Source organism: Streptococcus sp. 45 (assembly GCF_900108865.1).
Taxonomy (GTDB): domain Bacteria; phylum Bacillota; class Bacilli; order Lactobacillales; family Streptococcaceae; genus Streptococcus; species Streptococcus ruminicola.
Genome location: NZ_FNXZ01000001.1, coordinates 616,898 through 629,589, shown reverse-complemented (window position 1 = coordinate 629,589; position 12,692 = coordinate 616,898). Strand labels below are relative to the sequence as shown.

The window sequence follows — 12,692 nt, the reverse complement described above, 5'->3', positions numbered from 1 at the left end:
GATAAAGGTATATTAAAAGTGTAGTTGTAACAAAAGGTGTTACAACGAAGAAGGTAATTTTTTCGGAGGAATTCTTATGAAAATTGCAGTCGTTGCCGCAAATGGTAAAGCAGGTCGATTAATTGTTGAAGAAGCTCTTAATCGTGGCCATGATGTCACAGCAGTTGTTCGTAGTTCAAATAAATCAAAAGCTCAAAAAGTTATTGAAAAGGACTTATTTGACTTAACCAAAGAAGATTTGGTAGGGTTTGATGTTGTGGTTGATGCTGTTGGATATTGGAAAGAAGACCAACTTCATCTTCACAGCGATTCGCAAAAACATTTGGCTGATTTGCTTTCAGGTACTGACACACGTTTGATGATTGTCGGTGGTGCAGGAAGTCTTTATGTTAACCCAGAGCACACGGTGCAATTGGTTGACACACCAAAATTTCCAGAAGCTTTTAGACCACTTGCTAGTGCTCAACGTCAGTCCTTAGCAGAAATCCGTGAACGTCATGATGTCAAATGGACTTTCATCAGTCCAGCCATTGATTTCCAAGCAGATGGTAAACGTACAGGAGAATACATTCTTGCTGGTGAAGAATTAACTTTCAATGATAAAGGCGAAAGTGCTATTAGTTATGCGGATTATGCTCTTGGATTTGTTGATGAGGTTGAAAATGCCAAACACATTCAAGAACGTATTAGTTTACTTGGAAAATAAACAACAAAAAAGCCAACCCTCGTTATGAAGGTTGGTTTTGCTATTATTAAGCTTTTTTAGTCTTGTGTAGGATAAATCCAACAATGAATCCAACGATGGCAAAGCTAATCCATTCAAGGGAGAATTGTCCTAGTGGAACGAATCCATTGAAGAAATTAACAAGGCTTGCTGGTAGGCTGAAAAGTCCAGTCATTTTAGCAAGTGTTGAGAGGGCATCGTAAAGAGCTGGGATAGCTGCAAAACCAATTGTAATTTGGTAAACGATGCGATCTTTCTTGAAGAATTTTGATAGCAAGGCTAAGAAGATAATAACGACTGTTAATGGATAGAGCAAGTAAAGTACTGGAAGTGACCACTTAATCAATTCAGAAAGGCCACCGAAGTAGAAGAATAGTGCAATCAAAGTGAAGAGAGTTGCCCAAGAAACGTGAGAAACTTTTGGTTGCAATTTGTGGAAATACTCTGCACAGGCAGTAATCAAACCAGTTGCTGTTGTTAAGCAAGCAAGGAAAATAGCTGCAGCAAGGATGATTTGTCCGATACTTCCAAGATAGAAGTGAGCTGCTTGTCCAAGGATGTTACCACCATCGATTGCTTCACCTTTAAACATAAAGTGTCCGTTAGAAAAATCAAAGAGATTTTGTGATGAAGCTCCGATACGAGCTACAAAGATATAAATAAGAGCAAGTAGTACAGTAGCAATTAATCCTGATTTGAAAGTAAGTGTAGCAACTTCAGCTTTTCCTTTTGCTCCGTGTGATTTGCTAGCGTCGATAACGATAATGGCAAAGGCTAGTGAAGCAAGGGCATCCATTGTTCCATAACCTTGAATGAGTCCCGCAACAAATGGAACATCTTTAAAGGCATTACTGATATCATTGGCAGCGTTGTAAGCTGTTCCGATATCACCAGCTGGTTTTACAAATGAAGCTACGACTAAAATTGCGATGATAATCAAAAGTGCAGGTGTTAGGTATTTCCCGATACGGTCTGCGATTTTATTGGGTTTAATCGCTAAGAAGTAAGAAATACCAAAGAAAACCAAACCGTAGACTACTTTAGCAATCAGATTGTCACCAAAGATAGGTTCAATACCGATTGAAAATGAAGTAGCACCCGTTCTTGGAATGGCAAAGAATGGCCCGATTGATAAGTAAAGTGCGATTGAAAATAGCAAAGCATAGTGACGAGAAACTGGACGTGCAAAATCTTCAATATCACTCGCACCTGAATAGGCTACTGCGACTACCCCTAAAAGCGGAAGAGTCACACCAGTTAAACAGAAACCAAGAATGGCCAATGCAAGGTTACTACCAGAATATATCCCTAAAAAGGCGGGATAAATCAGATTACCTGCCCCAAAGAATAAAGCAAATAACATGAAACCGATGATAATATAGATATTTTTGACAGGTTTCATTAATGTCCTCCTAATAAAAAACGATATAGCATTTTGCTTAGTTAAACTCTCTCATTAAGCAAAATGATGCGCAGCTTATTATATCGAACTCCATTTCTAACGTCAATAGAAGAAAATCGCTGTTTTTTTACTAAAAAGCTGACATTCCTTGTCATATCAAGGAGGAGCCATGTTAGAAATAATCACAAAATTTTCAAAAAATTGAAAAAACCCACGATAAAAGCGCTGTCATGGCATAAAAACTGCCATAATTCGTTTGACGAAGCGCTTGTTTTATATTATGATTAAAACCGTTAATATTTTTTTGAGGAGCTACCATGAAACGATTTATTAATGTTTGGAATAGAACTAGTCTCATCAAACGAATCATCATTGGTGTTATTCTTGGATTTATTTTAGGAATGACTCTTCCTAAGGTTTCAGCTATTGGTATCCTAGGTGATTTGTTCGTTGGTGGGCTAAAAGCGGTAGCGCCATTACTTGTCTTTGTTTTGGTTGCTAGTGCATTGTCACAAAATGAAAAGGGACAAAAGACCAATATGTCAACGATTATTGGACTTTATCTTGTTGGGACCTTAGCAGCTGCCCTAGTAGCAGTTGTGGTGAATTACCTTTTCCCAATCACTCTGACCTTGGATACTGCCACGCAACCAAAATTGTCATCTCCGGAAGGAGTTGGGCAAGTTTTCCACAGTCTTCTACTAAAAATGGTTGATAACCCAATTAATGCATTGGGAACAGCTAACTATATCGGTGTATTGACTTGGGCTGTTATCTTTGGTCTTGCTTTTAGAAATTCAAATAAAGAAACGAAAGAGCTTTTACAAACCATCGCTGATGTTACGTCACAAGTGGTTCGTTGGATTATTAATTTAGCACCATTTGGTATTTTAGGCCTTGTCTTTAAGACAATCTCAGATAACGGGGTTAAGATTTTAGCAAACTATGGTTTCTTGATTTTAGCTCTTGTGGGGACAATGCTTTTTGTAGCTTTAGTAATTAATCCGTTTATTGCTTTTCTCTTCATGCGCAAAAATCCATATCCATTGGTTTTCCGTTGCTTGAAAGATTCTGGATTGACAGCTTTCTTCACACGTAGTTCTGCAGCTAACATTCCCGTTAATATGAAACTTTGTGAAGAGTTAGGCTTGAACAAAGATACTTACAAGGTATCTATCCCACTTGGTGCTACAATCAATATGGGTGGTGCTGCCATCACAATTAATGTTTTGACACTTGCTGCGGTTAATACGCTAGGCATTCACGTCGATTTTCCAACAGCTTTCTTGCTAAGTGTCTTGTCTGCAGTATCAGCTTGCGGTGCATCTGGTGTTACTGGAGGCTCACTTCTTCTAGTACCAGTTGCATGTAGCTTATTCGGTATTTCAAACGACCTTGCAATGCAAGTAGTTGGTGTCGGATTTATTGTTGGGGTTGTTCAAGACTCATGTGAAACAGCCCTAAACTCTTCAACAGATGTTCTCTTTACAGCAGTTGCTGAAAAATCTGTTTGGGGTAAAAAGAAAAAAGTTAATTAATACTAGATAGCTGGGCGAAAGCTCGGCTATTTTTTATATAAAGCCCTTTTATGACTAGTTCAAATAAATAAGCGTCTTTAAAATGTCCTTTATTTGTGGTAAAATAAAACGGCGTTAAAATAGGGTTTCTAAAGCATTATACTTAGAAAAATAGATAAGTTTATTATAAAGGAGAATAAGTCATGAAAAATAATTCAATCAAGACTGTTGTGGCTACAGGGATTGGTGCTGCACTGTTTATTATCATCGGAACATTGGTTAATATTCCAACACCAATTCCAAATACAAATCTTCAATTGCAATACGCAGTGGTTGCTCTATTTGCCGTTGTTTATGGTCCAACTGTTGGATTCTTTTCTGGCTTTATCGGACATGCTTTGAAAGATGCTCTTCAATATGGTTCACCATGGTGGACATGGGTCCTTGTGAGTGGTTTGATTGGTCTAGCTATCGGACTTGTGGCTAAAAAAATCAAGATTGAAAAAGGTCAATTAACTGAAAAAGATTTGGTATGGTTTAACAGTGCACAAATCCTAGCTAATGTTATTGGTTGGGGCATCATTGCACCGTATGGTGACATTTTGATTTATAGTGAACCAGCAAGTAAAGTCTTTACTCAAGGTATTCTATCAGCTGCTATTAATAGCTTGACAATTGCTATTGGTGGGTCATTGCTTTTAGCTGTCTACTCAAAAACACGTACACAATCAGGTAGTCTAACAAAAGATTAATTCTTTTGAAAAGCAGGGCTAGGAGTTCTGTTTTTGGCTATCACATAGCATTCTAGTATTATCCAGGCTCGCATGAGAGCCGTTTTTAACGGGGTAGGATGACAAGGTTATCCTACTCTTAATCATTTTTTAGGAGAAGATTCATGGAGCCCCTTATTCAGTTTAAGGATTTCACTTTTAAATATGATGCTCAAGCAGAGCCTACCTTAAAATCCCTTAATCTATCTATTGAGAAAGGGCAGAAGGTATTGATTGTTGGACCATCGGGATCAGGAAAATCAACCATTGGACAATGTTTAAATGGGATTATTCCAAATATTAATCACGGAGAAAAAAGTGGTCAATTAACCATTGCAGGTAAAGATGCTTTTAATTTGTCGATTTATGATAAATCGCATCTTGTGTCTACGGTGTTACAAGACCCAGATGGCCAGTTTATTGGCCTAACAGTGGCAGAGGATTTAGCATTTGCGCTTGAAAATGACTGTCTTCCGTTGGATCAAATGACTGACAAGATCAATTATTGGGCTAGTAAGCTCGATTTGACGGCATTCCTAGATAGCCGTCCACAGGATTTATCGGGTGGTCAGAAACAGCGTGTGAGCTTAGCAGGTGTTTTGATTGATGAAAGTCCAATTTTACTTTTTGATGAACCACTAGCTAATTTAGATCCTAAATCTGGGCAAGAAACGATTGAACTGATTGATCGTATTCACCAAGAAGGGCAAACGACAACGATTATTATTGAACACCGTCTTGAGGATGTGCTTTATCGTCAGGTGGATAAAGTTATTTTGATTAATGATGGTCAGATATTATTTGATGGGCATCCAGATGATCTTCTAAAGACTAACTTGTTGGTTGAAAATGGAATTCGTGAGCCTCTTTATGTGACAGCTTTGAAAGATTTAAATGTCGATGTGACCAAAGCAGAGCATTTGTCAGATTTAAATCAACTGGACTTGTCAGATATTACTGTGACAGGTTTGAGCCAATCAGGAAATATGGTGCCAGCAGAGCCGATTCTAGAAGTGAAGCAACTGCAGTTTGCTTATCGGCCCGATACTCCGATTTTAAAAGATGTCAGCTTTGCTATTCATAAAGGTGAACGTATTGCCATCGTTGGGAAAAATGGTGCAGGAAAATCAACCTTAGCCAAAGCTCTTTGCCAATTCATCAAACCAACAGCAGGTGATATTTGCTACCAAGGACAATCAATCATGGAAGATTCTATCAAAGAACGCGCTGAGAAAATCGGCTACGTCCTTCAAAATCCAAATCAGATGATTAGTCAAACTATGATTTTTGATGAGGTTGCATTAGGTCTTCGCTTGCGTGGGGTGAATGAGCAAGAAGTTGAAAAACGTGTTCTTGAGACCTTAAAAGTTTGTGGTTTGTATGAATTTAGAAAATGGCCGATTTCAGCTTTATCATTTGGACAGAAGAAACGTGTGACCATTGCTTCTGTTTTGGTTATGAATCCAGAGATTATTTTATTGGATGAGCCAACAGCTGGGCAAGATAAACGCCATTACACTGAAATCATGACCTTCCTCAATCAGCTAAACAAAGCTGGACACACTATTATCATGATTACGCATGATATGCAGCTGATGTTAGAGTATTCAGACCGTAGTATTGTGGTGAGCGATGGGAAAATCATTGCAGATTGTTCCCCAGTTGCCCTTTTTAGTCAAGCCGAAGTATTGGAAAAAGCTAATCTGAAAAAAACAAGTCTTTTTGACTTGGCTGAAAAAATCGGTATTAACCCGATTGATTTGACGCATTATTATATTAAACAGCAAGGAGGATGCAATGGCTAATCATTTTATTGGTTATCAAAGTGGTCAAGGCTTCCTGTACCACTTATCTGGAGCTAGTAAATTAATCTTTTTCATCTTGGTATCAGTAGCTTGCATGACAACTTATGACACACGCTTAATTGCACTTGTTGCTGTGACTTCGCTTTTATTATTTAAATTGGCAAATATCCGCTGGAAACAAGTATCATTTGTGATTAAGTTCATTGGCTTCTTTGCGCTTTTGAATGTGATAATGGTCTATTTATTTGAACCAAGTTATGGTGAGAGCATATACGGCGCTAAAACGGTCTTATGGCAAGGTTACGGGCGTTTCTATCTAACTAGTCAGGAATTATTTTATCTCTTTAATTTGGCCTTAAAATACTTCTGTACAGTGCCCTTGGCAGTTCTGTTTTTGATGACAACCCATCCAAGTCAATTTGCATCAAGCCTTAATCAAATTGGTGTTCCTTATAAAGTGGCTTATGCCGTTAGCTTAACGCTGCGCTACATTCCAGACGTGCAGGAAGAATTTTACATGATTCGAATGTCTCAAGAAGCTCGCGGTCTTGAATTATCTAAAAAAGAGAAATTGCTAGCGCGCATCAAAGGAAATTTACAAATTGTGATTCCCTTGATTTTCAGCTCTCTTGAACGTATTGACACGGTCTCAACTGCGATGGAGCTGCGCCGTTTCGGGAAAAATAAAAAGCGTACTTGGTACACTTATAAAAATTTCACCCCAGCAGATATTATGACAATTGTTTTAGCTGTTTTGATTGTGGCAGTGACATTGTTACTTTTTAAATGGAATCATGGTAGATTTTACAATCCATGGCAATAAAATAGAAAAGCGTAATGCTCTTTAGAGCATTACGCTTTTTGTTTATTTTAAATAACCAAGGTAATCGAATTTTTCAAAGGTATCATCACTGGCGATTGCAATGACTTCTGTATCAGCTTCAAATGCTTTGTTGGGATCGATGTGAGTATCGATAGCTGATGATGTTGTTTGACGAGTGCCGATGATATTGATTTCGTATTTGTTTCGAACATCTAATTGAATTAGATTTTTACCAACCCAAGAATCTGGAACAGAAAATTCTACCATGGCTAATTTTTCTTCCAAGTGAACGATGTTTTCGATGTGATGGCGAAGCATATTGGCTGCAACACGTTTACCTGAGTCGCGTTCTGGCATGATGACTTTGCTAGCCCCAATACCGTAAAGAACTTCTTCATACGTTTTGGTTTTAGCTTTAGCGATGATATTTTTCACACCAAGTTTCTTACAGTGCATTACCGCTAGAACTGATGATTCGAGGTTATTACCAGTAGCAACCACGACAGTGTCACATTGATTAATCCCAAGAGCCTTCAAAAAGTCAATGTCAGTAATGTCTCCCACGGCAGCTTTTTTGACCACCTCAGAAACATTTTGAACAAGGCTTGGGTTGGCATCAATAGCGATAACGTCTTGTTCAAATTTACTAAGTTCTTTGGCAACGTTTCGTCCGAAAATTCCAAGGCCAAGAACACCAAATATTTTTTTTCTCATAAATTTCCCTCTCTAACCGACGGTAATATTTGTCTGTGCGTATTGAATATCTTTTTCTTTCTTTTGAAGTAGGCTAAGAAGAACGGTAAGCGGACCGACACGTCCGATAAACATCATAGCCATGATAATGAGTCTTCCACCAGTTGATAATTGCGGTGTTAAATCCATGGAAACTCCGACCGTAGCAATGGCAGAGACAGCTTCAAATAGCAGTGCTAAGGGGTCGTGATGTGGTTCTAGTTGAAGAAGAAGCACATAGCCAACAATTAAGACTGAGAAGAAGAAAATCAGAACTGTCAACGTTTGTTTGATGACACGATTTGGAATAATGCGGTGGCGGAAAGTTACTTCTGTTTGACCAGCTAATTCTGATTTAAAGAGTAAGAAAGTAATGGCTACCGTTGTCACTTTCACCCCACCAGCAGTACCACCTGGAGCACCACCGATAATCATCTGAATCATGTAGAGGATGTTAGTGGCGGGATGAGTGTCCAGATAAGAAATGGTTGCAAAGCCAGCGGTCCTCATTGTGACCGTTTGAAATAAGCTAACCATAAGTTGCTGGAATGGATTGTATTGCCCAATGGTTTTAGGGTTATTAGCCTCGATAAGCCAAGTTAACACAGTTCCTAGAAGTAAGAGAACAGCTGTAGTGGCAAGCACCAAGCGTGTTTGATTGCTTAGTTGGCGTGTAAAAGTTTTGAAGCGATATGGTCTATCCGCAAAGAAGTGCTTGATAGCTCTTTTGATATCAACCCAAACAGCAAAACCAATCCCCCCAGAAATAATCAAAGCCATAAAGAGTAGATTAAGCAGTGGATTGAGAACAAAAGGTTTTAAACTATCTCCACCAAGGTTATCAAAACCAGCATTACAAAAAGCAGAAACTGCAAGGAAGATAGCATTGAAAATTCCGTGTCCCAGTCCGAATCTCGGAATAAAATCGATGAGAAATAGCGCTGCAATCAAGCTTTCAATAATAAAGGTAATCTTATAAACGTTGAACAAATAACGTTTAAGGTGACCACTATTGTCATAACTAAGGGCGGATTGTAAGATATGTTGTTCAGATAAGTTCATCCTTTTTCTAAGGATATAGGTACTAACGGCAAGCAAGGTTACCAATCCAAGACCACCAATTTGCATCAAAATGACAGCAATGACTTGTCCAAGACCGTTGTAAACATCAGCCACAGGAAAGACCGATAAACCAGTCACACAAACCATCGAAACCACTGTAAATAAGTGGTCAAGATATCCTGTTGCTGGGGCGTTTTGGTAGTGGGTAATAGGAAGTGATAACAAGATGCTTCCTATCAAGATGACAATCAAAAAACTAAAGGTTAACCGTTGAGTGCCAGATAGCCGTTTTAAAAATCTAGTCAATTGAAATATCCCTTTCCATAAAGATAGCAATTAAGTGGCTATTATAGCAAGCCACTTAGTTTTTGTATCGTCCCATTAAAGAGGTTTTTTATTTGGCATACCTGCTTTGCGTGGGTATTTGTTTGGTGTTTCTTTTTTCTTTTCAAGAATAGTGATTTGACGACTATCACCATTTGGTAATTCATAATGATAGTTTTCAATGAGTTTTGAAAAGAGAACTGACATGGCATTTTTGGCATCAGCTAATTCTTCTTCGGCAGCAGAAGCTTTAAGTGCAATCAATTGACCGCCGACTTTCAAGAAAGGAATAGTTAATTCTGTTAGAACTTGAAGACGGGCAACAGCGCGTGCTGTTACGATGTCATAGCTAGCGCGAAAAGCCTTATCTTGTCCATAATCTTCAGCGCGTCCATGGTAGAAGTGAACACCGTCTAAACCAAGTTCATCAGCCAAAAGATTAAGGAAATTGATGCGTTTGTTTAGTGAATCGATGATTGTCACATCAATAGCTGGGCACAAGATTTTGATAGGAATACTTGGAAAACCAGCTCCAGCTCCAATATCCAAGAGGCGAACATCTTGATTAGTGATTTTGCCTTGCAAAACAGGTGCGATAGAATCGTAAAAGTGTTTAAGATAAACGCCTTCTTTGTCAGTGATGGCTGTCAAATTGATTTTTTGATTCCATTCAACCAAAAGCTCGAAGTAGCGTTCAAATTGTTTCTTTTGAGTATCAGTCAAGTCAAAGCCTTGCTGACGAAGTTTGTCATAAAATTCTTCAGGTGTCATATTGTTTGTTTAAAGAAAGTGATTTAAACTCCTTTTCTTTAAGTGTCCTTTCCATTTCAATCTATATCACCTTATTTTACCATAAAAAGTTTTGGAGTGATATCTATGACCTGTTTTGGATACGGTCAATTTTAACAGACTTTAGCTAATTTCTTTTAGATTGTGATGAAAATTGATATAATGGTTTTGAAAAGATTTAAATCGTTTTCGTGGGAAGCTTTTTACCTAGAGCCTTGGGGTTAGAAAGCTTAATTCAGTTAGAATGGGTGTCATACCCGAGGAGGAATTTATGATTTTTATTATTATTGCTATCATTGCCGTTCTAGTACTCTGGGGAGTTACTGCTTATAATGGACTTGTGAAAAGCCGCATGCAAACCAAAGAATCTTGGAGTCAAATCGATGTTCAATTGAAACGTCGTAATGACCTGATTCCAAACTTAATTGAAACAGTTAAAGGTTATGCTGCTTACGAAGAAAAAACATTTGCTAAAATTACAGAATTGCGTAGCCAAGTAGCACAAGCACAAAGCCCTGCAGAAGCAATGCATGCTTCAAACGCTCTTACAAAACAATTGTCAGGCTTGATTGCTGTTGCTGAAAATTATCCTGAACTTAAAGCAAATAATAGCTTTATTAAATTGCAAGACGAATTGACAAATACTGAAAATAAAATTTCTTATTCACGTCAATTGTTCAACACAACTACAGCAAACTACAACGTGAAGTTGGAAACATTCCCAACTAATATTATTGCAGGTCTTTTCGGATTTAAACCAAGTCAATTCTTGGAAACACCTGAAGATGAAAAAGAAACACCAAAAGTATCATTTGATTTTTAATCAATTCAAAAAATAACTTTTAAGACAAGTTATCTTAAACGAAAGGAATATAAAGAGTCTCTTTAGGTGGTTCAATGAGCTTAGAGAGACTCTTTCATTATAAGAGAAAATTATGTTATATGATCAAATTGCCAGCAATAAGCGCAAGACAGTTGTTTTGCTTTTTGTCTTCTTCTTGATTTTGGCAGCTATCGGTGCAGCAGTTGGATACCTTTGGTTAGATAGTTTAAGTTTTGGTGTTGTCATTGCTCTGATTATCGGTGGTATTTATGCAGTGAGCATGATTCTTCAATCCACTAATGTCGTCATGGCAATGAATAATGCGCGTGAAGTGACTGAAGAAGAGGCACCACAACTTTATCATATCGTTGAAGATATGGCTATGGTTGCACAAATTCCAATGCCACGTGTCTTTATTGTTGAGGATGAGTCGCTTAATGCTTTTGCCACAGGGTCAAGCCCTGAAAATGCTGCCGTGGCAGCAACAACAGGTTTGTTAGCTTTGATGAATCGTGAAGAACTTGAAGGAGTTATCGGACACGAAGTTAGCCACATTCGAAATTATGATATTCGTATTTCAACAATTGCTGTTGCTCTTGCTAGTGCTGTAACAATGATTGCAAGTTTTGGAAGTCGTATGATGTGGTTTGGTGGAAGTAATCGCCGCCGCTCTAATGATCGTGATGAAGGTGCTATGGGAATTATCGTGCTTATCTTGTCATTGATTTCGCTTTTCTTGGCACCACTTGCTGCTACCTTAGTTCAGCTTGCCATCTCACGTCAACGTGAATTTCTTGCCGATGCCAGCTCTGTGGAATTGACACGAAATCCAGAAGGCATGATTAAGGCACTTCAAAAACTTGAAGACTCATCACCAATGCATCATTCAGTAGACCAAGCTAGTGCTGCTTTGTATATTAATGACCCACTTAAAAAAGGTGAACGATTTAGTTCACTCTTTAACACCCATCCATCTATTGCCGATCGAATCGATCGTCTTCGTCATATGTAAATGGTAAAAGCTCACAAGTTATTGTGAGCTTTTATCCATTATTCATAAGAATTCTAATATAATGAATTTGACATCAATATCATAAAGACAAGAGCTAAAAAAGCTGGTATAATGGTAAGGAAATTTAAAAGAGGTAGAATAATGATGATAGCTATTTCAGAAATAAAGAAAAATGCTGAGGGGATTGCTTTTAATGAATCTTTTAATATTAAAGAAAAATTAATGCAACGCTCAAGCGAAGTTTTAGACGTCAAAGCAGTTTCTGTAAACGGAATTGTTTCATACGATGATGGATTGTACCTATTGAATTATCGATTGGATTATACAATTACTTTACCATCAAGTCGTTCAATGCAACCTGTCGATGTTCATCAAGTTGAAGACGTTTCAGAGGTCTTTGTTGAGTCAGCTGACCTTCACGCCAAAGAAGACTTGGTCAAAGAAAATCTTGCTTTAGTATTAGAAGAGGATGTTATTGATTTGGAAGAAAGTGCCATTGATAATATTCTTTTAACAATTCCTATGCAAGTCTTGAGTGATGAAGAACGTCAATCAGATGACATGCCATCAGGACAAAATTGGTCTGTCATGACAGAAGAACAATACGAAGCATTACAAGATGAAAAGAAAAAAGAAAACAACCCATTTTCTGCTTTAAATGGCTTGTTTGAGGATTAATATAATTTTCATTAAAAAGATAAAATTTTCTTGAATTATCGTTTATACTTTGATATACTTTTAGGGCAATATAGTATACTTGGCTGAGTAGGTCATTTTTGAGAATTGTATTAAAAAGGGATAGAGTGATGGATGGATTCTTTCTCATAAATTGAGCGAAAATTAAAACGGTAACGATAGCTGTGTACTAGGCAATTATTAGATTTTATAATCTTTACATTAAATAAAAGG

General features: G+C 37.7%; 12 protein-coding genes. 8 read left to right on the top strand and 4 right to left on the bottom strand.

Going from position 1 to position 12,692, the window contains the following annotated elements; genetic code table 11:
• Positions 1-76: 76 nt before the first annotated feature.
• Positions 77-706 (top strand): NAD(P)-dependent oxidoreductase, encoded by a 630-nt coding sequence (locus tag BMX18_RS03065; RefSeq protein ID WP_074868390.1) that lies wholly within the window; start codon positions 77-79, stop codon positions 704-706.
• 46 nt (positions 707-752) lie between these two features.
• On the opposite strand, the gene brnQ is transcribed toward BMX18_RS03065, so the two are convergent.
• Positions 753-2,126, bottom strand: coding sequence for a branched-chain amino acid transport system II carrier protein (gene brnQ, locus BMX18_RS03060; RefSeq protein ID WP_074868386.1), 1,374 nt, complete (start codon positions 2,124-2,126; stop codon positions 753-755).
• 317 nt (positions 2,127-2,443) lie between these two features.
• On the opposite strand from brnQ, the gene sstT reads away from it, so the two are divergent.
• From sstT to BMX18_RS03040, 4 genes are all read left to right on the top strand, one after another.
• Positions 2,444-3,664, top strand: coding sequence for a serine/threonine transporter SstT (sstT, locus tag BMX18_RS03055; protein ID WP_074626240.1), 1,221 nt, complete (start codon positions 2,444-2,446; stop codon positions 3,662-3,664).
• 182 nt (positions 3,665-3,846) lie between these two features.
• A complete protein-coding gene (locus BMX18_RS03050; RefSeq protein ID WP_006532926.1) occupies positions 3,847-4,395 on the top strand; it encodes an ECF-type riboflavin transporter substrate-binding protein in 549 nt (182 codons plus the stop codon).
• Between the two features lie 143 nt (positions 4,396-4,538).
• Positions 4,539-6,218, top strand: coding sequence for an ABC transporter ATP-binding protein (locus BMX18_RS03045; protein ID WP_093815027.1), 1,680 nt, complete (start codon positions 4,539-4,541; stop codon positions 6,216-6,218).
• Positions 6,211-7,041, top strand: coding sequence for an energy-coupling factor transporter transmembrane component T family protein (locus BMX18_RS03040; RefSeq protein WP_093815025.1), 831 nt, complete (start codon positions 6,211-6,213; stop codon positions 7,039-7,041). Before BMX18_RS03045 ends, BMX18_RS03040 begins: the two co-directional genes overlap by 8 nt.
• Positions 7,042-7,083: 42 nt before the next feature.
• On the opposite strand, the gene ktrA is transcribed toward BMX18_RS03040, so the two are convergent.
• The 3 genes from ktrA to rsmG all read right to left on the bottom strand — a co-directional run bounded on the left by ktrA (position 7,084) and on the right by rsmG (position 9,930).
• Complete coding sequence (gene ktrA / locus BMX18_RS03035) at positions 7,084-7,755, bottom strand: potassium uptake transporter gating subunit KtrA (RefSeq protein ID WP_074564317.1); 672 nt, start codon at positions 7,753-7,755, stop codon at positions 7,084-7,086.
• Between the two features lie 12 nt (positions 7,756-7,767).
• The gene (locus BMX18_RS03030; RefSeq protein ID WP_180366618.1) at positions 7,768-9,141 is read right to left on the bottom strand and encodes a TrkH family potassium uptake protein; all 1,374 of its coding nucleotides are present in this window, start codon (positions 9,139-9,141) and stop codon (positions 7,768-7,770) included.
• A gap of 75 nt (positions 9,142-9,216) precedes the next feature.
• Positions 9,217-9,930, bottom strand: a complete 714-nt coding sequence (rsmG, locus tag BMX18_RS03025; RefSeq protein ID WP_074564313.1) for a 16S rRNA (guanine(527)-N(7))-methyltransferase RsmG — start codon at positions 9,928-9,930, stop codon at positions 9,217-9,219.
• 289 nt (positions 9,931-10,219) lie between these two features.
• On the opposite strand from rsmG, the gene BMX18_RS03020 reads away from it, so the two are divergent.
• From BMX18_RS03020 to BMX18_RS03010, 3 genes are all read left to right on the top strand, one after another.
• Positions 10,220-10,771, top strand: a complete 552-nt coding sequence (locus tag BMX18_RS03020; protein WP_014335211.1) for a LemA family protein — start codon at positions 10,220-10,222, stop codon at positions 10,769-10,771.
• 112 nt (positions 10,772-10,883) lie between these two features.
• Positions 10,884-11,783 (top strand): zinc metalloprotease HtpX, encoded by a 900-nt coding sequence (gene htpX, locus BMX18_RS03015; RefSeq protein ID WP_074868366.1) that lies wholly within the window; start codon positions 10,884-10,886, stop codon positions 11,781-11,783.
• A 141-nt stretch (positions 11,784-11,924) separates the two neighbouring features.
• Entirely contained in the window at positions 11,925-12,461 is a 537-nt protein-coding gene (locus tag BMX18_RS03010) for a YceD family protein (RefSeq protein ID WP_093815021.1), read from the top strand.
• Positions 12,462-12,692 lie beyond the last annotated feature (231 nt).